Origin of the sequence: Paenibacillus sp. FSL K6-1230, assembly GCF_038002385.1 — a bacterium.
Classification (GTDB): Bacteria; Bacillota; Bacilli; order Paenibacillales; family Paenibacillaceae; genus Paenibacillus; species Paenibacillus massiliensis.
Genome location: NZ_JBBOCK010000001.1, coordinates 5635659 through 5656705 on the forward strand (window position 1 = coordinate 5635659; position 21047 = coordinate 5656705).

Here is a 21047-nt window from a genome sequence, read left to right on the forward strand (position 1 = left end):
TACCTCCTTAATCCCGCAACAATCGTCCGGTTAATTGCAGGAACAGGGACTCCAGATTGGGCTCCTCGCAGACAAGGGAGAGAATAACAACCTCATGCCGCCCACAAATAAATAGCACATCCTGCAGGCAGCCCTGAGCAGAGGGTAGCGCAATCTCGACACGACCGTTCTCTTCGGCAACACGGGTAATGCGCGGATGCTGCTGCAGCTCTTCCCACGCCGCTTGCTTCCAGCCCGATACCTCCAAGATGATCTTCTCTTCCCGGAACACGCGCTCCTTCAGCTCTTGCTCCGTGCCATATGCGATAATATGACCTTTGTCCATAATCGCTACCCTGTCACTAATCGCTGCGACCTCCTCCATGTAATGGCTCGTATAGATGATGGTCGAGCCCATTCGGTTCAAGCTACGTACCGACTCCAGAATATGATTGCGGGATTGTGGGTCAATGCCCACGGTTGGCTCATCCATGATGATAATCTGGGGACGATGCATGATGGCACAGGCGATATTCAGCCTACGCTTCATACCTCCCGAGAAGGTTGATGGCAGCTCGCGGGCATGCTTCTCCAGACCAACGAACTCCAGCGCCTCAAGTACTCGGTCACTCAGAAGCTGGCCCTTTAGTCCGTATAGCCGTCCGAAAAAGCGAATATTATCCGCAGCACTTACTTGCTCATAGACAGCAATATCTTGAGGCACAAGACCAATATAGCGTTTGATCTCCCTTGCATGGGATTGGACAGAACGTCCATCCACCCGTATGTCTCCTCCATCGAGAGGCAGTAGGCCCAGAATCATGTTAATCGTAGTGCTCTTCCCAGCGCCATTAGGACCTAGCAAGCCCACAATCTCCCCTTTATCAATGCTCAGATTCAAGTGATCGACAGATAGCTTGGGTCCGTAACGCTTAATGACATCCTTAAGCTCTATATAAGCCATGGGTTCCCTCTCCTCTTGTGTGATTCATTTTTGCAGCATGTTATCCATTCCAGTGCGCCTGCCATTTAGGGCATTTCTATTGGTCAGAATACTTGTGGCATTACACATGATGATCTGATTGCGCTCACCAGCACTTCTATTTCATATTTTACCTACCTGAGGCCACCTCGTAAGGTCACTGAGGTCACGACCTTCGGATGACTTAAGTCACCTCAGACGTCCGTACGTCCTGTGATATAATGTAGCAAGCATGTAAAAGGCAGACACTATATTCCTCAAAGCGGGGCTTTGGAGGAGAAATGGAGTAGACCCGGATGAAATCCATACGCCATGATCTGTGGCCCTTGCGGTATGGTCTCATTATCGGACCAGGCTTACTTGGCATGTATGCTCAGGGGGTAGCACTGAGTGATACCTATACGCTTCATTTCTTCTCTTTTCTGGCCTTAGCCGTCATCAGCGATAACCTGCGTCCCGGACGTAGCATGATTGCTAGCTGCGGATTGGAGCTGGTGTGCGCAACTGGGCTAAGCTGGTATTATGGTGGTGTATGGTTTGTTCCCGCATTATCGACTATGACACGATACATGGCCTTTCCGAGTACAAAATCACGATACCTCATGTTGCTAGGGCATTTCGCGTTCCTGTTCTGGTCCGCACAGACTTTACCGATGCTTCATCAAGGCTTACTGTTGCTTCTCTATGCCGCAGGAGCATTTTTGCTCCATCGACTGTACCGGACGACTGAGGACCGGCGGCTTACAGATCAGTTATACGATGAGCTACGCAAAAAAAATTACGAGCTGAATGATGTCCGCAGCCAGCTACTTCAATATGCAGGTCAGGTTGAATTCATCGCTCAGATGGAGGAGCGCACACGCATTTCCAGACATCTACATGATGATATCGGGCATCGGCTTATACGAACCAAGCTGTTATCTGAGGCCGCCCTTCAAGTAACCCCAAAGGATGCCGACAAAGGACTGGAGTTGCTAAGACAGATCCGGGATGAGCTTGCTTCCAGCATGGATAACATGCGTCAGATTGTCAGACGCATTCATCCAGAGCCTCGATTCGAAGATGCATATTCTCTGCACTCCCTGCTGGAGGAGACCGGAAGAGGCACCGGAATCCTCACACAGCTCATCATAGAAGGGAATGCCCTTCCCTTATACCCGAGCCTGCGAATTGTTCTATATCAGAACGCACGTGAGGCGATTACCAATGCGTTGCGCCACGGAAAAGCTACCGAGATTACAATCAGACTACACTATACCCGGCATGAAGTTACCATGCTGGTCAGCAATAATGGCTCGCTTCCCAAGGAAGACAAGCGCCCCATGGGGCTAGGTATGACGGGAATGCTGGAGCGGACCTCGATCATAGGGGGGGAGGTCACCGTTCATTGTACGGATACCCCGTATACGGTAATCACCCGCTTGCCTGCAAGCTACGCTGAGCATCAGGATTTCTATGAGTCTACTTCGCAGCAAGGAGGATAAGCGATGATTCAGGTTATGATTGTGGATGATGATCCTCTCATTTGCGAGAGTATGAGGATGATTCTGGGGCTAAATGAGCATATTCAGGTGACAGGAACCGCTGCCAATGGACTGGAAGCCGTAAGCTTGGTCAAAGGCGGGGTCCAGGCTGATGTAGTATTGATGGACATTCGTATGCCAGGCTGTGACGGTGTTGAGGGAACTCGTCTCATGAAGGAGGCCTCCCCGGACAGCAAAGTACTGATCCTGACAACCTTTGACGATGATGAATTCATTATTGAAGCGCTACGGAACGGTGCCCGCGGATATTTGCTCAAAAATATCTCACCAGAACGGATCATCCAGGGAATCCGGACGGTGCATGATGGAGATATGCTCATTCACCCCGACATCGCCCGCAAGCTTACGGAGCTGCTCAGGACACCATCCCCGGTACACCATGAGCAAAGCATGGCATGGTCGTCCGAATATGGGCTGACGCCAACCGAGGATCAGGTGGTTACCTTGATTGCAGAGGGAATGACCAACAAGGAGATTGCGCAGCATCTCTACCTCAGCGAAGGAACCATTAAAAATTATGTCACGGATATTCTGAGCAAGCTGCACCTGCGCGATCGTACCCAAATTGCCATTATGTATTGGAAGAGGCAACAGTCCAGATGACAAGAACAGTGCTACATGCTTTACAGCTCACAGCACTTATACGACTATTTTTCGCAATAAAATAGCTGATCAATGTAGGAATATGTCCTAGACTGATCAGCTTATTTATTTTGAACAGGGACATTCGTTGTCTTCCCAACTGTTGTATGCTTCTAGGATTTCGCCGCTCGCTGCTCGCTTCTCTCTGGTAAGGAAGCTGTACTGGTCCTCGTCTTGCGCCGAGCTCCCTTCTTCATGCCAAGCAGCTGAAGGACGGACATCTGTCTCCCCGATACAGCCCAGCCTGCTGCCTCATCGGGCGCCAGCACCAACCCGAGCTGATGATGATCTCCCTCATACAGCGCACGCTGTAGGAACTTGCTCTCTCCCTGAAGATTCCGTATCTCCAGCTTGCAGAACGCAGCATTCAAGCGAAGCGCCCGGTGCAGCTCCTCCTTCGTGTGAATCAAAATTCCATTGGCCTTATAGATCGACTCTCCCGCCTGTATGCCCAAACTTTCAGCAGGGCTGCCTGGCAACACAGCCAGTACACGCAAACCTTCCTCAGGATGCACGAACAGGGGAGGGGCATTCCGCTCCTCGTAGCTGTCGTACCAGAATAAAGCCTCATGGGCTAGGAAAGCGAACAATGCCGCCACGATCATGAATGGACTCCACCATGCAGCAATCAAGCTCAGGCCTAACAACAGGACACTGTACAGGACCAGCCGCCGGGAGGCCATTCCTGTCTTTTGCCGGGGTAAGAAGCCTGTGGTCATACCACTATAGCCCATCATTACTGGAAGAGCAGCCAACATGTACAGCCCCTCTCCTCCCAATAAGGTAGGCCAAGGCAGGGACAGACCGTCTGTTACTGGCACTAGCAGCAGTAGCGGAACCGGCCAGTAGCTTTGCATAAGATAGCCACCCACCAATCTGCCACGCTTCCCCTCCATAAACACAGGTGTGGCATCTCTCCCCTGCCGCCAAGCGACCAGCAACGCCTCAGCGCCATGCAACAGGGCTACAATAATCAGCAGGGCCACCATATCAAGCTCACGGACAGTCTGTACAACGAGTCCCAGCCAGCCATCCGCACGCCACTCTCCGGTCCAGAGCAATATGGCTTGGACGACACCCAATAACCCGACGGCATAAGCGAAGCACAGGTATCGAATACGGAATAGCATCAGAACCGCAACGGTTACCCATAAGCATACGATTCCGGCTCCTGTTAAATGAATGCCAATGAACATACCGAGAAGACTCACAAGTAGGCCTGCACCCAATCCTGCAATGACCGTCTCCCACGTCTGTCTCACCCAGCTATGCAGTCTGGTATGAAGCAACCTCCGTTCCAGCTGAATCTGGCGCCGATAGGCTAACGCAACAAGCAGAATCGCAATATAGTAAAAAGGCTGCGCCAGCAGTTGAATGCCCCCGTATAGCAAGCTCCAGCCCCATGGTATAATCCCTTCCAACATTCACTCACTCCTTTCCCGCCCATGATCAAGAACGCCATGCAGGGTTATGTAAGAACAACATATTTTATCGTAATTTCACAACTAAAACGCACATAGCAGCGGTTAATCTTGCCGTCATACAAAAGTTCAAAGTTACTGATCGCTCACAACTCTCCATAATCTTAGAAAAAGGAGGCTGTCTCCAGCCCCCTTCAGCCCTTCTCTTATTTCGACACGGAGCTTGCGATCTCCTTCCGAATCTGTTCGATTCCCTTCAGCAGCTGCGTGTCATTCTTCGGATCACGTATATTCTCAATCAGCTTGGTTTCCAATTGAGTGGCCGTCTTGGCATCAACGACTCCATTCACCGCAATGCCCTCCTTCTTCTGGAAGGATTTAACAGCCTCTTCTGTCGCTTTGTCAAAGTATCCGTCCTCTCGACCCGGGTCATAGCCGAGTCCTTCCAGCATGATCTGAGCACTCTTGACGTCGGAGCTGTTCGTATTGTATTTCAAGGTATTCTCCTTGTTAATCGGAGCGACCGAGAAGTATTCCGGCTGAGCTACAGCAATGTCTGGCTCAATACCCTTCTGATGAATCCAGCTTCCATCTGGCGTCAACCATTTCGCAATAGTAATCTTCAGCAGGCTTCCGTCTCCCATTTGCTTATCGTAGCTGGTCTGTACAGTCCCCTTCCCGAAGGAATGCTCTCCGATCAGGGTAGCCCCTGCCGATTGCTGCAATGCACCAGCCAGAATCTCGGAAGCGCTGGCACTACCTTTATTCATCAGCACGGTCACCGGATATGGCTTGCTGGAGCCTTTGGACAACTCCTTCTCACGCTTCTGGTTCTTATCCTCCACCTGAACGATGACTTTGCCCTTCGGAACGAATTGCTGAGCAATATCAATAACGACAGACAAGACACCACCCGGATTGTTACGCACATCAATGACGAGTCCGTTAATATTCTGCTTTTCCAGCTTCGTGAGCTCTTCCTTGAAGCGATCAGCCGTATTTAGCGAGAATTGGGTAATCGTAATGACACCTATACCGTCATTTTCCATATGTGAAGAAACGGTCTCCAGATCGATATCGTCACGGACGATTGTATATTCCATGGGCTCTGCCGTGCCCTCACGTTTGATCTGGATTTTAGCTTCGCTGCCCTTGGGTCCCCGGATCTTGGATACTGCCTCGTTCAGGTCCAATCCCTCCAGCGACTCACCATTCACAGACAGGATCACATCCTTGGCCCGCAGTCCTGCTTTCTCTGCGGGTGATCCTTTGATAGGAGACACAATGACGACACTTCCGTTCTCAGACGAGACCTCTGCCCCGATCCCTGAGAACGAGCCCTCAATGGATTCCTCGAATTGCTGAGCAGTCTCTTTTCCCATATATGAAGAATACGGATCTCCCAGCGCATCCATCATCCCTTTGATGGCACCATCCACCAGCTTCGTACGGTCAACATCCTGGTAGTATTGGCCCTGAATCAGGTCTAGCGCGGTTTCTATTTTCTTCAGATCGCTCTTGGAGGAGGCGCTGCCTGTGACGCTAGCCAGCAGTCCCTCACCTGTTACTGCGCTGGGAATAGCTGCGCCTGTATATGCGAACGTCAGCAAACTGCCACCAAGAAGTCCGATCACCATTAGCATAAGTGCCGTGCCCTTCTTCATCATTTACCTGCTCACCGCCTTTGTATATTTTCACCATAGCTCCAGTATGGGCAACTCATTTTGCCATTATCCACCTTCATGTATCCACATCATCCGAATAGGACTTTGAAGACTCTTTGCATCTTGACCTGGCTACCCACATGGTTACTTTCATATTATCGCTTGTTCAGCGTAGGATATCAAACACGAAACCCTATTCATATCCAGATCAGACATGAATAGGGCTGCTACTAGCGCTTGTATTAGTTCATATGAGCTTACAGATATTTATTCGGATTCACCGGAACGTTATTCTCACGGACTTCAAAGTGGAGGTGAGGACCCGTGGAGTTCCCCGTAGAGCCGACCTCGGCAATTTTTTGACCACGCTTGACAGTCTGTCCATTGCTAACCTTGATCCCCCCACTACGGATATGCCCGTAGAGAGTCCACAGCCCATCGCCATGATCAATGATGACCGTGTTGCCATAACCACTCCACCATTCCGCCAAAATGACTACGCCATCCTCGGCAGCATAGATCGCAGAGCCTTGAGGTGCAGCCATGTCAATTCCCGTATGCATCTTCCCTCTTACCCCCGTAATCGGATGGGTTCGCGGACCGAAACCGGAGGACATACGATAGCTACCAATCGGCATACCCATAATGCCGCTGCCACCTGAGAAGCTGGCCGGAGCTGTGGAGGCCGATCTCTTGGCTGCTGCCTTCCGTGCTGCCGCTGCTCGCGCAGCCTGCTCAGCCTTCAGCTTGTTCTGCTGCTGAATGAGCGTGGAACGCTTGCTAGCCAACTGCACGAGCATCTCATTCGCTTCATCCGAGATATCCCCTGCTGCGATGATTTGATCATCATAGCCAGCAATCAGCCGTTGCTTCTCCTGCTCCTTTGCATCCAGCTCTTTCCGTGCATTTTGCTTGATCTCATACAGACTCTTTGCATAAGCATACTCTGAATCAAGCTGTTGTTTCTTGGATACTACCAGAGCCTTGTCCTTCTTGTGCTCATCGAGCAAGAACTGATCCTGGTCCACGATGGTCTTGATCGAATCCACACGTGTTATGAAATCATTAAAATTCGTTGATGATAGCAATACATCCAGGTAGGACACGGTGCCGTCGGTATACATCAGACGTACACGCGTCTCCAGCGTCTTCTCACGAGCACCAATCCGGTTCGTTGCCTCTTCAAGCTCCTTCTTCGTCTGGCGCAAGCTTTCCTCCGTGTTCTCAATATCGAGTGCTACACGGGCTAGCTGATTACTGACATCCTCAATCTGCTGCATGACAATCTCAAGCGCCTTGATCGTCTTGTTCTTGTAATGCTCGGCTTCCTCTTTGTCCGCCTCTGCTTGTTGTTGTTGCTTCTTGAATGATTGAGACTGACTATCCAGCTTATTAATCTCCCTGTTGACTTCCGACAGACTCTTGGCTTGTCCCTGTGCGGGCTGAAAGATCGTGGCAATCAGCAATGCGGCAGCCAATACAGTAACTGTTTTTTTCAACTTGCACTCCCCATCCTTTGTTCCAATATGAAGCCGGGATTCCCCGCTTGATCGTTATCCAGCAGTCAGGCGATCTGAATCATGACGTCCTATTATTTCAGTAACTATACCTTAAGAAATTTACGGATGGACAGTGTACTGCCCAGTATGCCAACAAGTACTCCAAGTATCGTCAGCAGTCCTGCAATCTGAATCCAGATATCTCCAAGTGGCAACAGCTTGATCATGGAGAGGGACAAGTCATTCGCAAGACCTGCTTCAAGTCGATTATAACCAACGAACAGCGCTGCAATTGTAACCAGCGAGCCAATCAGTCCTATTAATGCACCCTCGATAAAGAAGGGCCAGCGTATGAAGAAATTTGTGGCTCCCACCAGCTTCATAATGCTGATCTCACGACGACGGGCCAGAATCGTGACGCGAATCGTGTTGGAGATCAGGAACATGGACATGAGCCCAAGCCCAGCTACGAAGATGAAGCCAACGTTACGGATCAATCGAGTGATCTTGAACAGGGTCTCTACCGTTCCCTCGCCGTACTTCACTTTCAGAATCGGCTTCTCTGCATATTGATCGTTCAGTGCCTGAATTTTCTCTGATACGAATGGAACCGTAGTTGGCTCTACAACCTCTACGATGATCTTGTCAGGAAGTGGGTTGTTATCCTTATCGAATCCCTCTAGCAGTTCCTTGCCACTCTCACCCATATCTGTACGAAGCTCCTCCAGGCCTTGCTCCTTGGGAACATACGTAGTCTTGCTTACTTCCGGCATCTTGCCGATCTCGGTCATCAGTTGATCCTTCATTGGCTGTTCTACATTTAATTCCAAAAATACATTGATGCGCACCTGACTGTCTGCTTCATCCACCAGCGAGTTCACATTCAGCACCAACATAATAAAGACTCCCAAGACAAACAGGGAAACAACGATAGAGGTAATGGACGCCACGGACATCCATCCATTGCGGAATATGTTCTTGAACCCTTCCCGCATATGACGCAAGAAGGTGTTAAAAGTCATATCCGTATTCTCCTCTCACCTGATCTCGCACAATGTTGCCATCTTCAATGGCAATGACACGCTTACGCATGGAATTCACAATATCCTTGTTGTGGGTAGCCATAATGATGGTGGTACCCCGGAAATTAATCTCGTCCAGCAGCTGCATAATTCCCCATGAGGTCTCAGGATCAAGGTTGCCTGTCGGTTCATCCGCGATAATTACGGAAGGATTATTCACAATGGCACGAGCAATCGCAATCCGCTGCTGTTCCCCACCAGATAGCTGGGAAGGCTCACGGTCTGCCTTACTCTTCAAACCCACCAACTCCAGCACCTCAGGAACACGCTTGCGGATCAGACGGTTGGGTGCTTCGATAACTTCCATGGCAAAAGCTACATTTTCATAGGCTGTCAGTGAAGGTAGCAACCTGAAATCCTGAAAGATGACTCCGATATTGCGGCGAACATAAGGAATCTTACGTTGCTTGAGCTTACCGATATTAAAACCGTTTACGGATATTTGGCCTTTGGTAGGTGCTTCTTCTCTATAAATCAGCTTCATGAATGTTGACTTCCCGGCGCCGGATGGGCCAACCAGGTATACAAATTCATTGCGGTCAATTTTCACAGAGACGCCCTTAAGTGCGTGGGTTCCATTCTGGTAGGTCTTCCACACGTCCTGCATTTCTATCACTCTATCACTTCCCGATGCATGTATTTCATACTCAACTCATACTATTTCGACATATTCCAGCCAATTCCTTTGCAATGGCCCAAATTTCACCACGTTATTCATTATTGTAACAAATTCGTTACCTTTTGAGTACCTGTAATCTTCAATTTCATACAAGCATCGTATGGGATGAACGAATAAAGGCACGCATATACATGGATAGAGTCCGTAATTTGCCCGAATAGATCCCTGACTAGGAGAGTTTGACTATGAAAAAAACCCACATCACGCTGATTGTATTGTTGGTTACATTATTGGCTGGCTGCATGACGTATGGGGGGCTGCATCTGTATGCAGATCGCTCCAGCTTACCGAAAGATACGAAAATAGGAGGGCTACAGCTTGGAGGGATGGACCGACAAGAGGCGGCGCAGCTTGTTAAGGAGAAGTTACAGGAATTGGAGCAGCTCCCCCTTCATCTGGAGGATGAGGAGCAGGCTGTAGATATGAAGCTGACGCTGGGTACAGCTGGTGTATCCTATCACGCCGATGCTTTTTTCACTGCGGTAGAGAAGCTGGACCAAGGGCATCTCTGGGAAAGGGTGCAAGCCAGACGTTCCTTCGGAGCATCTTGGGATATTGACGTCCATATAGAACCAGATACGATGAATTCATTGCTGGACCAGGACTGGGAGGAGCGGCGCTATGGTCATCCAGTCGATGCTGTACGACAAATCACCAGTAATGATCAGGTGCGCTATATTCCTGAAAAATCAGTCTATCGGCTAGATCGTAACCGTCTCATTCAGGAGCTCGGGCAGCAGCTGCCCAGGGACTTCAGGGCACTCGATCAGGACGATATGAAGGAGTTAGCGCTGAAGCTGCCACTGAGCCGTTTGGAGCCGAAGCGTACTGTTGAGAGCTTGAAGGAGGAGGGGATAGAGCGAAGAATTGTGCGATTCTCCACTTCACTGGGCAGCAGCTCCACGGGCCGGGTCCATAATGTGCAGGCCGCAGCCAAGATAGTCGATGGCATGATACTTCGACCAGATGAGGTATTTGATTATGCCAAAGTTATTGCTGATGCCGAGAGCAAATATGGCTTCCGCGAAGCTCCTGTCATTGTAAATGGTCGGCTTGAGCCCGGGATTGGCGGCGGAATCTGTCAGGTATCCAGCACGCTGTATCATGCGGCTCTGCAGACAGGGCTAAGCATTGTCGAACGCCGCAATCACTCGCTCCCGGTCAGCTACCTGCCCAAGGGACAGGATGCGACCTTTGCTACAGGCTCCATTAATTTCCGTTTCAAAAATAACACCGGTAAGCATCTGCTTCTTCGAGCGAATGTAGAGGCTGGACAGCTCGTCGTCAAATTTTTCGGTACCTTCCCAGAAGAAGTAACTTATCAGATCGAATCCAAGACTGTGAGCACCATCTCCATCCCGGAAAGCTATGTGCAAAGTAGCTCTCTCCTGCCTGGACAGTCCCAAGTGTTAATCCCCGGCAAACCAGGCTATGTAGTGGAGACCTATCGTACCAAGCTTATTGCTGGCAAAACGGTTGAACGTGAGACGATCTCCCGTGACACCTATCGGGCCCAGAAAAGAGTCATTGCCCGAAACAGTCACACCTCCAATGGCACGCCTCGCTTGGAAGAGCCACGAACGGAAGAGGCTCCTTTGGTGGAGGATGGCGTACGAAGCCAGCAATAAAAGATTGCTACTCAGGTAAGCTGGTATTTTGCAAAAGCAAGCTCGGTCGACCGTCGTTCATGCGCTGCTAATGTACTAATGATCATAAATTAAAAGCCTCCCTAACCACTCAAAGGTAGCTAGGGAGGCTTATGTTGTATCAGAACGAAGCAATCAGATTCTGTCCTTAATGAATCAGGACGGTATTCTTCATAGCTTCTTCTCTGGAATGCTTGCCTTTTACAGCTTATTGCTCTTCAAAGCTGTCTGTAGTAACATCAGCCTCTGTATCATCAGGGGCATTTCCATCCTCATCCAGCACGGTAATTGTCAGATGCTCACTTTCGTTGCCGTCCACATCTTCCGCATACACGGTCAGTTCAACGCCCTCAGGCTGTGTGCCCACAAGCACGCTGAAGCTTCCATCTGGTCTGGCTGTTATGCTAGAGAGCAGCGTATTGCCGGAATAGACACGAATGATGCTACCTGCTTCAGCAGTACCTTGAATCGTGCTGTCGCCGGCTTTAACAGGGTCAACAGAAGGTGCAGCTACTGCGGACTCATCAGCTGTATCCTCATCATCCGCATTATCCTCTGTATCAGCAGGAGTTGTCGCGTCATCTGTAGTCTCTGTCTCATCTACTGTATCCTCTGGGGACGTTGTATCTTCGGAGTCTACCTCCGTCGCTGGCGTCTCTTCCTCTTCAGGAGGTGTTACCACACCGGTATTATCCTCACCATAAGTATCATCAATGACACCTGTGCTTGGTCCACCAGGGGTTACCGTGGTGCTACCATCCAGATTGAAACCGGATGCAGCATCAATAATAACGATGGCCTCAGCACGCGTCAAGCCTTTGGTTGGCTGGAAGGTGCCATCCGGATATCCGCTCATAGCATCCTGGCTGATGGCAGCCGCTACGCTTGCTCTACTCCAGGAAGCGATGTCTTCATAATCAGAGAATCTCGTCAGACTTGAGGCTGAGCCCGGCGCCCAACCCGTAGCCTTGGCCAGAATAGCTGCCGCTTCCTGACGAGTAACCACTGCATTCGGCTTGATTGTACGATCGGCATAGCCCCCGATGAAGCCAGCATTTACTGCTTTCATCATTGCATCATAGGCCCAGTGATTGGAAGGCAGGTCCGTGAACCCGGAGCCGTAAGTATCGTCTGTGACTGCCGCATCGGCACCTGTCACCACAAAATTACGATTCACCAGCGATATGAACTCTGCACGGGTAATTGTCAAATCTGGCTTTAGTGTACCGTCAGCGTACCCGCTCAGGTAGCCCGTGGCTGCCCAGCGCTGCAACTGATCTCCCGCCCAATGGTTGGACAGATTCTCGGTTGCCGCAGAAGCGCTCCCAAATGCACTGAATAATAGACCTGCTCCCAATGTACCCGCCAACACTTTACGAACCTGCTTATGTTTATTGCTCATATAATTGCTTCAGCCTCCTTTTAGATGTGACTGTGACATGCAATCATGTTCACAAGTCCTTGAAAAACGAAGTGGTTTGCCTCTGATGGCAATGTCGCCGGATGAACCGCCGCTGTAAATTACTTAAAACAATTTACCAGAAAATTAAACAATGGGAAGCAAAATTCATGAAAATGATCCCAAATAACCAATTGTTCTCACGACAGAATTTCTGGATTGCGCTATAGTAAATTGGACACAAAAACCATCAAAAAGGCGGTTACGAACATGGCGCTTATTCAATGTCAGTTTTATTCCGAGACACTGGGACTGAGCACTTCCATGCGTGTCATCCTGCCACAACAGACCACATCACAGATCGGGATGCACAATGCACAGGGGCTTGGCCCCCACCCCGTCCTATACCTCTTGCACGGACTCTCAGACGATGATTCAATCTGGGTCCGTCGTACTTCCATTGAACGATACGTAGCTTCGTTGGGACTTGCCGTAGTCATGCCTCAGGTGCACCGTAGCTTCTACACAGATATGTCTGAGGGAGGAGCCTACTGGAGCTTCATTAGCGAAGAGCTACCTATGCTGGCACGCTCCTTTTTCCCGCTATCTGCCGACCGCGAGGACAACTTTGTAGCCGGCCTGTCTATGGGCGGTTATGGCGCCTTCAAGCTGGCCCTACGCAAGCCAGAGCAGTTCAAGGCCGCTGCTAGCTTATCCGGGGCACTCGATATTGGGCTGACGAGAAGAGACCCTGCACTACGTGTCATGTCCGAGTCGGAATGGCTCCGAATCTTCGGCCCTGAGCCGGTGGAAGGTTCGGAGCATGATTTGCTTGAGCTGCTGAGCCGACTGCAGCAATCCAACGCTCCACGGCCAATGCTCTATCAATGCTGTGGGACAGAAGACTTTTTATACCGTGAAAATCTCAGCTTCAGAGAAGCCTGCCAACGGACTAATATTCCATTGACCTATGAGGAAGGTCCTAGTGGGCATGACTGGGGCTATTGGGACCAGCAAATTCAGCGAGTATTGGACTGGTTACCGCTGCGTAACAGATTAACTGAATAAGGCAAGGCCACTTAGGTCCTAAGAACCATTTCAGAGTAGCCTATATTGAATCTAGTAAAACGCTACTGTGAACGGTGAGCACCCTTATCGGGCTAATAAAGCTATGATAGAGCGATTAAGTGATTTGAGTGAGTGAGAAGTAAGTGGGTAATTGTTTGATTGATTGAGTAAGTGAGTGAGTGAGTAAAATATGAGTATGAAAAACAGATCTCAGCCTTTGGGTAAAGATCTGTTTTTTGTTTTTATTTCGTACAAAAAGAATTCTTACAACCATTTTCTATTGATTAATGTACATAATCAGGCTTATATTATTACAGTTGGTAAGATATATATCTATTATAATTACATTTAGTTATTCCACATTGAAAATGAGTAACGTATGGGAGATGACAAATATGGATTCTGGAAGCCGGTCTAGCCTGGATGAGATCGATCAACGCATTATTGCTGTGCTCCATGAGCACGCACGAATTTCTTATACAGACCTGGCAAAGGAGGTTGGACTATCACGGGTAGCCGTTCAGACCAGAATACAATCCTTGATGGATGACGGTGTGATTGAGCGCTTCACCGCTGTTATTAATCCTGAGAAGATCGGCATTAATGTATCGGCCTTTTTTAACGTGGAGGTAGAGCCCAAGTTCTTGCAGCAGGTAGCCGAGGTACTCGCAGAGGAATCCGTTGTCACAAGCCTCTATCATATGACAGGACCAAGTAAGCTGCACATGCATGGGCTGTTCAGAAATCATCAGGAGATGGAAAGCTTCCTCAAAGATAAGCTATACCCGCTACCAGGCATCACGGACGTGGACTGTCAGGTGCTTATTCATAGATACAAGAGCCGCATGGGAATGCGACTGTAAGGATTAAGGAGGATATTTCGTCTATGGGAACATCAACAAACAAATATATCGACCTCTCTGCCGCCATGCTGCGGACAGGGATTCTCGGCTATGGAGGCGGTCCCTCAGTCATTCCGTTAATTCGCTATGAGGCAGTAACACGCTATCAATGGATGAACGATGATGAATTCGGAGAGACACTCGCGATTGCCAATGCCCTGCCTGGACCGATCGCAACCAAAATGGCAGCCTACCTGGGCTATCAGCAAAAGGGAGTGCTCGGCGCTATCATTGCCGTCATCGCTCATATTCTACCTAGCAGCATAGCTATGATTGCCCTGCTATCCATGGTACGTGTCCTTAGCACCTCACCAATCGTGGCTGGCATGATCGGAGCTGTCACCCCTGTTATTGCCGTAATGCTCGGCACGATGGCTTATGAATTTGGCGAGAAGGCCATTAAGGGCCTCGGCAAATATATGGGAGTAGGACTCTTTATTGTGTCACTGCTTATGCTGCAATGGATTGATATTCACCCAGGCATCGTTATCATTCTCTTCCTTGCTTACGGAGCCGTGCATTTCCGGCTAGTGACCAAATTGAAAGCACGTCGTCAGCAGAAGGGAGACTCCTCCTCATGATGGAATGGCTGCAATTATTACTTGGATTTTTCATCTCAAATGTACTGGGCTATGGGGGCGGACCTGCATCCATTCCGCTGATCTATCAAGAGGTCGTCACCCACTACGGCTGGCTAGATGATAAAGAGTTCTCCAATATGCTGGCATTGGCTAATGCCCTGCCGGGTCCTATTGCTACGAAGATCGCGGCCTTCGTCGGGTACGATGTAGCGGGCTGGATGGGCTTTATCATTGCACATGCAGCGACCATCATCCCCTCATGTGTAGCCCTTATCATCTTGCTACGCATAATGGCCAAGCATCGGCAGTCCCCTGTTGTCAAAGGAATGACTCTGCTCGTACAGCCTGTCATTGCGGTGATGATGGCGATCGTGACCTGGCAAATGGGTAGCGAATCGCTTGCCTCCATCGGGATATGGCAATCCCTTGGTATTGCCGCTATTGCCTTCTGGGCGATGAATATACGCAAAATTCACCCGGCGCTAGTCATTGTAGCAGCTTTTGCCTATGGTGGACTCGTGCTCGGGCACCTATTGGTCTAATTAAAGTCAATACCAAAAAGGTCGAAGACAAGCGCTCATGGAGCCTGTCCTCGACCTTTTTTCTGCGTATGATTTACCCCACTGGAGTAATTTCTACTGAGATGGGCGAATGCATCCTTACCTACGCCTATGGATAACCGGTATGGATGATTGATATGGATAACAACTAGTATTTACGAGCTGGAAGCCACATTGCCTTGACGCAACGCAACCCATTCCTCAGTGGTCTTGAGCAACAGCTCGCTGCGGCCAATTGCCTCGCGAACCTGCGGCGTTGCTGTACCCCCATACACATTCCGTGCATTCACGACGGCCTCAGGCTGCAGCACCGCATAGATCCGATCATCGAACAGCTCGGAGAACTGCTGGAACTCCTCAAGGGTCAGATCCAGCAAATACTTGTTGTTCTGAATGCAGTACAACACCGTCTTGCCGATTACCTCATGCGCCTGACGGAACGGAAGGCCTTTATTCACCAGGAAGTCTGCAATATCAGTCGCATTGGAGAAATCCTGATTTACGGCCTGCCGCATCCGCTGCTTGTTCACCTTCATCGTAGCGATCATTGGAGCGAATAGCTGCAGCGCACCCTCTAGGGTAGCTACCGTATCGAACATGCCTTCCTTATCCTCTTGCATGTCCTTGTTGTACGCAAGCGGCAAGGATTTGAGCACCGTCAACAGCCCCATCAGGTTACCATATACACGACCTGTCTTGCCGCGCACCAGTTCAGGAACATCCGGGTTCTTCTTTTGCGGCATAATGCTACTGCCTGTGCAGAAGGCATCATCCAGCTCCACGAAGCCGAATTCTGTGCTGCTCCACAGCACAAGCTCTTCGCTGAGACGGGACAAGTGCGCCATAATCAGTGAGGCGCCAGCAAGGAATTCAACGATAAAATCACGATCACTTACGGCGTCCAGACTATTCTCATAGACACCATCGAAGCCTAGCTGCTCAGCCACAAAATGCCGATCAATCGGGAAGGTTGTTCCCGCGAGTGCCCCAGCGCCGAGCGGGAGCACATTGATGCGCTTGTAGCTGTCCTTCAGACGATCAATATCACGCTCCAGCATGGAGACATACGCTAGCAAATGATGTGCGAACAGGATTGGCTGTGCGCGTTGCAGGTGAGTGTAGCCTGGTACAATCGTATCCAGATTATCTTTGGCCTGTCCAATCAGAGCTTCCTGTACAGCATGCAGCATACCGACCAGAGATACGACACGGTTGCGCAGGTACAGATGCATGTCTGTGGCGACCTGATCATTGCGGCTACGGCCCGTATGTAGCTTGCCGCCCACGGGTCCAACCTCTTCGATCAGGTTCTTCTCGATGTTCATATGGATATCCTCATCGGATACCGAGAACTCAATCTCACCCTTGCGAATACGATGCAGCACCTTGTCCAGACCCTGCTTGATCGCCTCTACATCCTCCTGTGGAATAATGCCGCATTTGCCTAGCATAGTCACATGTGCCAAGCTGCCTTGAATATCTTCCTCAGCCAATTGCTTATCGAAATTGATAGAGGCTGTGTACTCTTCCACCAGCTTGTTCGTCTGCTTGGTGAATCGGCCTCCCCATAGCTTGCTCATTGGTCAGTCTCCTTTTCTATAATGCGGGCCGCCCTTGTCTCCCGGACAAAGGCGGCCCGCTGAAATGATGAAATTCAAGTACCTTGATTCAATTAAATGTGAGTATGGAGCCCGCTGCAAACAGGGAGCCCTGCCGACCGCTGTTAAGCAAGCTTAAAGGCGGACGCTACGCTTCTCTAGGGCTTCCCCACTTTCCACTAACGACGATGCCCAAGCCCATCCAACCGAATCAGATTCGGTCAAGGTACTATGCTCATTATGCTTACTTATTCTGGTTAACGCCAGAGTTTACCTTCAGACGCAGTGCGTTCAGACGGATGAAGCCTGTAGCATCACCTTGGTCGTAAGCCTGTGTAGGGTCAGCTTCCATCGTAGCGATATCCGGGTTATACAGACTCACAGGGCTCTTCACGCCTGCCCCGATGACATTACCTTTATACAGCTTCACGCGTACCGTACCTGTCACATTCTTCTGGCTCTCCGTGACCAGAGCCTGCAGTGCGAGACGCTCTGGTGCGAACCAGAAGCCGTTGTACACCAACGTAGCGTACTTGGTAATCAGGCTATCACGTAGATTCATGACTTCACGGTCCATGGTGATGGACTCCATCTTGCGGTGAGCTGTGAACAGAATCGTACCGCCAGGTGTCTCATAGACACCGCGGCTCTTCATGCCGACAAAACGATTCTCGACCATATCGACACGACCAATACCGTGCTTGCCGCCCAGTTCGTTCAGCTTCTCCATGACCTGAAGCGGGCTGAGACGTTCGCCGTTCAGCGCTACGCAATCCCCTTTCTCGAACTCCAGCTCCAGATATTCGGACTCATCCGGTGCATCTTCAGGAGCATTGCTCAACAGGAACATATCCTTATTTTCCGGGGCACTCGGATCGAACCAAGGGTCCTCCAGCACGCCGCTCTCATAGCTGATATGCAGCAGATTGCGGTCCATCGAATACGGCTTGGCTGCAGACGCAGTCACCGGAATGCCATGCTTCTCTGCATATGCAATCATCTCGGCCCGGCCCGGGAACTGGTTGCGGAACTCCTCCAGACGCCAAGGCGCAATGACCTTGATATCTGGTGTAAGTGCCGCAGCGTTCAGCTCGAAGCGTACTTGGTCATTCCCCTTACCGGTAGCACCATGTGCGATAGCTGTAGCGCCCTCAGCAATGGCGATGTCGACCATCCGCTTGGCGATCAGCGGACGTGCAATGCTGGTCCCGAGAAGGTATTGTCCCTCATAAAGAGCGCCAGCCTGGAACATAGGGTAGATAAAGTCACTTGCGAACTCATCTCGCAGGTCATCAATATATACCTTGGAGGCTCCGGTAGCCAGTGCCTTTTCCTCCAGACCGTCAAGCTCATCCTTCTGGCCAATATCCGCCGTAAAAGCGATGATCTCTGCATCATAAGTTTCTTTCAGCCATTTCAAGATGACGGATGTATCCAGACCGCCTGAATAGGCGAGTACGATTTTTTCCTTAGCCATGAATTAATAAATCCTCCCTGTAAGGTCATGTCATATGCTTAAATAAGTGCTACATGATTAGCTGATCCACATTAGCTCATCAAAGCGACGAGTAGTGCCTTCTGTGCATGGAGACGATTCTCTGCCTCGTCAAAGATCACGGAATTCGGTCCGTCAATTACACCCGCCGAGACTTCCTCTCCGCGATGTGCTGGCAGACAGTGCATGAACAAGTAGTCGGGCTTAGCCAGCTTTACCAGCTCTTCATTGACCTGATAGTCGGCAAACGCCAGCTCACGCTGCTTCTGCTCCTCCTCAAAACCCATGCTCGCCCATACATCCGTATAGATGACGTCCGCGTCCTTCACAGCGGCTTGAACATCGGTAGTTACTTCCACACGGCTTCCTGTACCTGCAGCGATATCCTGACTTTCCGCTACGACCTGCGCATCAGGTGCATAGCCTTCTGGACTAGCTACCGAGATGTGCATTCCCAGCTTGGCTGCGCCAATCATGAGTGAATGCGCCATATTGTTGCCATCGCCGATATAAGCGACCTTCAGTCCCTTCAGCTTGCCCTTGTGCTCATAGACCGTCTGGTAATCAGCCAGCACCTGACAAGGATGAGCCAGATCACTGAGTCCGTTAATGACCGGAATCGTCGAATACCGGGCGAGGTCCACCACATTGTGATGTCCAAAGGTACGAATCATGATGCCGTCCAGATAGCGGGACATAACTTGTGCTGTATCACTGATCGTCTCCCCACGCCCCAATTGGATATCGTTCTTGCTCAGGAACAAGGCGTGACCGCCCAACTGATACATGCCTACCTCGAAGGATACACGTGTACGGGTAGAGGATTTCTCAAAAATCAATCCCAGAGTCTTGCCCTGCAAAGGCTGATAGACCTCTCCACTCTTGTGCTTCTTCTTAATATCTACCGCAAGCTGAATCAGATATTCAATCTCCTCGGTAGTAAAGTCATTTAATTCTATAAAATCCCGACCTTTGAGGTCAAGCTTCATCTGTTCTGCTGTCTTACTCATGGTTACTCTCCTTTTCCAGTCCCTGAACATGACTGCTAATCAATTGCTCAAGCATATCTACGCAGAGATCAATTTCGGCCTCCGTCACATACAGATTCGGAAGCAACCGGATCACATTCGGTCCTGCCGTCACGAACAGCAGCCCCTTGCTTTGTCCAGCCAGTACAATGTCACCTACAGGACCTGCACACTCCATACCGATCAGCAAGCCTTTGCCACGAATCTCCTTCACAAAAGGAACCTTCGCGAAGCGGCTCTCCAGCTTCTCCATGAGATAAGCACCCATGCTCGCCGCACGTTCAGGCAGATTCTCAGACACGATCGTCTCTACCGTTGCATTGACAGCTGCCATAGCCAGTGGTGTGCCCCCAAACGTAGACCCGTGGCTACCTGCGGTGAATGCCTCCTTCAGATACCCTTTGCCCAGCATAGCTCCCACGGAGAAGCCACTGCCGATGCCCTTGGCTACCGTGAAGATATCCGGCTCGATACCATAATGCTCGAACGCAAACAGCTTGCCGGTTCTACCCATTCCGGTCTGAATCTCATCAATGATCAATAGAAGTCCGTGCTCCTTGCAGAGCTTGACGATATGCTGTACGAATTCCGGCTGTACCGGATATACACCGCCCTCGGCCTGAATCATTTCCAGCATAATCGCCGCAGTATGATCTCCGATCGCATTCTTCAACGCGTCAACATCATGGAGCGGAACGCTCTTGAAGCCTGCTGGCAGCGGTGTAAAGCCTTCTTTCACCTTATCCTGCCCTGTAGCAGTCAAGGTTGCCAATGTACGGCCATGGAAGGACTGCGTGAAGGTAATCACCTCATAACGGCCGGTTCCCTTCACCTTCTGATGATAGCGGCGAGCCAGCTTGATGGCAGCCTCATTCGCCTCCGCTCCACTATTGCAGAAGAAGACGGCGTCTGCACAGCTATTGGCCGTCAGCAGCGCTGCGGCTTGCTCTTGTCCTGGAATGTGAAACAGATTGGATACATGCCACAGCTCGTCAATCTGCTGCTTCAGCCGCTCTGCGACCACATCAGGAGCATGACCCAGGTTCGTTACAGCAAGGCCGCACATGAAATCGAGATATTTCTTCCCCTGATCATCCCACAGCCAGCTTCCCTTCCCCTTAACCAAAGCAACCGGATATCTGGCATAGGTCGGAAATAACGAACTCTCCTGCTTGCTATTCTTATTACTCAGCGATGGACTAGATACGTCTTGTCCCGACTGTGCGACTGCTGTATGTTCACCCTGACTCATTTTAATCACGCTCCTGTTCATATCAT

Annotated in this window: 18 protein-coding genes; 7 read left to right on the plus strand and 11 right to left on the minus strand. The window is 50.3% G+C overall.

Annotated features, from left to right (window positions below; all coding sequences use genetic code 11):
• Positions 1 to 7: 7 nt before the first annotated feature.
• Entirely contained in the window at positions 8 to 943 is a 936-nt protein-coding gene (locus tag MKX74_RS25015) for an ABC transporter ATP-binding protein (protein ID WP_341180119.1), read from the minus strand.
• A gap of 314 nt (positions 944 to 1257) precedes the next feature.
• Between MKX74_RS25015 and MKX74_RS25020 the strand changes: the two genes are divergently transcribed.
• Positions 1258 to 2445: a sensor histidine kinase gene (locus MKX74_RS25020; RefSeq protein WP_341180120.1), complete on the plus strand. Its 1188-nt coding sequence runs from the start codon at positions 1258 to 1260 to the stop codon at positions 2443 to 2445.
• A 3-nt stretch (positions 2446 to 2448) separates the two neighbouring features.
• Positions 2449 to 3108, plus strand: a complete 660-nt coding sequence (locus MKX74_RS25025) for a response regulator transcription factor (RefSeq protein WP_025678656.1) — start codon at positions 2449 to 2451, stop codon at positions 3106 to 3108.
• A gap of 152 nt (positions 3109 to 3260) precedes the next feature.
• Here the strand turns inward: MKX74_RS25025 and MKX74_RS25030 are convergent, their stop codons facing one another.
• The 5 genes from MKX74_RS25030 to ftsE form a co-directional block, all read right to left on the minus strand.
• Positions 3261 to 4571 (minus strand): PDZ domain-containing protein, encoded by a 1311-nt coding sequence (locus MKX74_RS25030; protein ID WP_341180121.1) that lies wholly within the window; start codon positions 4569 to 4571, stop codon positions 3261 to 3263.
• Between the two features lie 203 nt (positions 4572 to 4774).
• The gene (locus tag MKX74_RS25035) at positions 4775 to 6235 is read right to left on the minus strand and encodes a S41 family peptidase (protein WP_018887640.1); all 1461 of its coding nucleotides are present in this window, start codon (positions 6233 to 6235) and stop codon (positions 4775 to 4777) included.
• Positions 6236 to 6489: 254 nt separating this feature from the next.
• Entirely contained in the window at positions 6490 to 7731 is a 1242-nt protein-coding gene (locus tag MKX74_RS25040) for a murein hydrolase activator EnvC family protein (RefSeq protein WP_025678662.1), read from the minus strand.
• 104 nt (positions 7732 to 7835) lie between these two features.
• On the minus strand, positions 7836 to 8753 hold the full coding sequence (ftsX, locus tag MKX74_RS25045; protein ID WP_018887638.1) for a permease-like cell division protein FtsX: 918 nt from the start codon (positions 8751 to 8753) through the stop codon (positions 7836 to 7838).
• Complete coding sequence (gene ftsE, locus MKX74_RS25050) at positions 8743 to 9429, minus strand: cell division ATP-binding protein FtsE (protein WP_025678663.1); 687 nt, start codon at positions 9427 to 9429, stop codon at positions 8743 to 8745. The genes ftsX and ftsE overlap by 11 nt, the downstream gene beginning before the upstream one ends.
• 248 nt (positions 9430 to 9677) lie before the next feature.
• Between ftsE and MKX74_RS25055 the strand changes: the two genes are divergently transcribed.
• Positions 9678 to 11120 carry a VanW family protein gene (locus MKX74_RS25055; RefSeq protein WP_025678664.1) on the plus strand — a complete coding sequence of 481 codons (1443 nt, stop codon included), beginning with the start codon at positions 9678 to 9680 and terminating at the stop codon, positions 11118 to 11120.
• A gap of 226 nt (positions 11121 to 11346) precedes the next feature.
• On the opposite strand, the gene MKX74_RS25060 is transcribed toward MKX74_RS25055, so the two are convergent.
• Positions 11347 to 12540, minus strand: coding sequence for an S-layer homology domain-containing protein (locus MKX74_RS25060; protein WP_018887635.1), 1194 nt, complete (start codon positions 12538 to 12540; stop codon positions 11347 to 11349).
• Positions 12541 to 12807: 267 nt separating this feature from the next.
• Here MKX74_RS25060 and MKX74_RS25065 point away from each other — a divergent pair, with 267 nt between their 5' ends.
• The 4 genes from MKX74_RS25065 to MKX74_RS25080 all read left to right on the plus strand — a co-directional run bounded on the left by MKX74_RS25065 (position 12808) and on the right by MKX74_RS25080 (position 15630).
• Positions 12808 to 13605: an alpha/beta hydrolase gene (locus MKX74_RS25065; protein ID WP_341180122.1), complete on the plus strand. Its 798-nt coding sequence runs from the start codon at positions 12808 to 12810 to the stop codon at positions 13603 to 13605.
• A gap of 395 nt (positions 13606 to 14000) precedes the next feature.
• Complete coding sequence (locus tag MKX74_RS25070) at positions 14001 to 14468, plus strand: Lrp/AsnC family transcriptional regulator (RefSeq protein ID WP_341180123.1); 468 nt, start codon at positions 14001 to 14003, stop codon at positions 14466 to 14468.
• Positions 14469 to 14491: 23 nt separating this feature from the next.
• Entirely contained in the window at positions 14492 to 15088 is a 597-nt protein-coding gene (locus tag MKX74_RS25075; protein ID WP_341180124.1) for a chromate transporter, read from the plus strand.
• Positions 15085 to 15630, plus strand: a complete 546-nt coding sequence (locus MKX74_RS25080) for a chromate transporter (protein WP_018887631.1) — start codon at positions 15085 to 15087, stop codon at positions 15628 to 15630. Before MKX74_RS25075 ends, MKX74_RS25080 begins: the two co-directional genes overlap by 4 nt.
• A gap of 173 nt (positions 15631 to 15803) precedes the next feature.
• On the opposite strand, the gene argH is transcribed toward MKX74_RS25080, so the two are convergent.
• The 4 genes from argH to MKX74_RS25100 form a co-directional block, all read right to left on the minus strand.
• Positions 15804 to 17228, minus strand: coding sequence for an argininosuccinate lyase (argH, locus tag MKX74_RS25085; RefSeq protein ID WP_018887630.1), 1425 nt, complete (start codon positions 17226 to 17228; stop codon positions 15804 to 15806).
• 262 nt (positions 17229 to 17490) lie between these two features.
• Positions 17491 to 18723, minus strand: a complete 1233-nt coding sequence (locus tag MKX74_RS25090) for an argininosuccinate synthase (protein WP_028589684.1) — start codon at positions 18721 to 18723, stop codon at positions 17491 to 17493.
• Between the two features lie 71 nt (positions 18724 to 18794).
• Positions 18795 to 19751, minus strand: a complete 957-nt coding sequence (gene argF, locus MKX74_RS25095) for an ornithine carbamoyltransferase (RefSeq protein ID WP_018887628.1) — start codon at positions 19749 to 19751, stop codon at positions 18795 to 18797.
• Positions 19744 to 21021, minus strand: a complete 1278-nt coding sequence (locus MKX74_RS25100) for an acetylornithine transaminase (protein ID WP_341180125.1) — start codon at positions 21019 to 21021, stop codon at positions 19744 to 19746. The genes argF and MKX74_RS25100 overlap by 8 nt, the downstream gene beginning before the upstream one ends.
• Between the last annotated feature and the right edge of the window lie 26 nt (positions 21022 to 21047).

What these genes read in the sequence shown, in the direction of transcription:
- MKX74_RS25015 (WP_341180119.1), bottom strand. Translation starts at nt 943, where the DNA reads ATGGCTTATATAGAGCTTAAGGATGTCATTAAGCGTTACGGACCCAAG.
- MKX74_RS25020 (WP_341180120.1), top strand. Translation starts at nt 1,258, where the DNA reads ATGAAATCCATACGCCATGATCTGTGGCCCTTGCGGTATGGTCTCATT.
- MKX74_RS25025 (WP_025678656.1), top strand. Translation starts at nt 2,449, where the DNA reads ATGATTCAGGTTATGATTGTGGATGATGATCCTCTCATTTGCGAGAGT.
- MKX74_RS25030 (WP_341180121.1), bottom strand. Translation starts at nt 4,571, where the DNA reads ATGTTGGAAGGGATTATACCATGGGGCTGGAGCTTGCTATACGGGGGC.
- MKX74_RS25035 (WP_018887640.1), bottom strand. Translation starts at nt 6,235, where the DNA reads ATGATGAAGAAGGGCACGGCACTTATGCTAATGGTGATCGGACTTCTT.
- ftsX (WP_018887638.1), bottom strand. Translation starts at nt 8,753, where the DNA reads ATGACTTTTAACACCTTCTTGCGTCATATGCGGGAAGGGTTCAAGAAC.
- MKX74_RS25055 (WP_025678664.1), top strand. Translation starts at nt 9,678, where the DNA reads ATGAAAAAAACCCACATCACGCTGATTGTATTGTTGGTTACATTATTG.
- MKX74_RS25060 (WP_018887635.1), bottom strand. Translation starts at nt 12,540, where the DNA reads ATGAGCAATAAACATAAGCAGGTTCGTAAAGTGTTGGCGGGTACATTG.
- MKX74_RS25065 (WP_341180122.1), top strand. Translation starts at nt 12,808, where the DNA reads ATGGCGCTTATTCAATGTCAGTTTTATTCCGAGACACTGGGACTGAGC.
- MKX74_RS25070 (WP_341180123.1), top strand. Translation starts at nt 14,001, where the DNA reads ATGGATTCTGGAAGCCGGTCTAGCCTGGATGAGATCGATCAACGCATT.
- MKX74_RS25075 (WP_341180124.1), top strand. Translation starts at nt 14,492, where the DNA reads ATGGGAACATCAACAAACAAATATATCGACCTCTCTGCCGCCATGCTG.
- MKX74_RS25080 (WP_018887631.1), top strand. Translation starts at nt 15,085, where the DNA reads ATGATGGAATGGCTGCAATTATTACTTGGATTTTTCATCTCAAATGTA.
- argH (WP_018887630.1), bottom strand. Translation starts at nt 17,228, where the DNA reads ATGAGCAAGCTATGGGGAGGCCGATTCACCAAGCAGACGAACAAGCTG.
- MKX74_RS25090 (WP_028589684.1), bottom strand. Translation starts at nt 18,723, where the DNA reads ATGGCTAAGGAAAAAATCGTACTCGCCTATTCAGGCGGTCTGGATACA.
- argF (WP_018887628.1), bottom strand. Translation starts at nt 19,751, where the DNA reads ATGAGTAAGACAGCAGAACAGATGAAGCTTGACCTCAAAGGTCGGGAT.
- MKX74_RS25100 (WP_341180125.1), bottom strand. Translation starts at nt 21,021, where the DNA reads ATGAGTCAGGGTGAACATACAGCAGTCGCACAGTCGGGACAAGACGTA.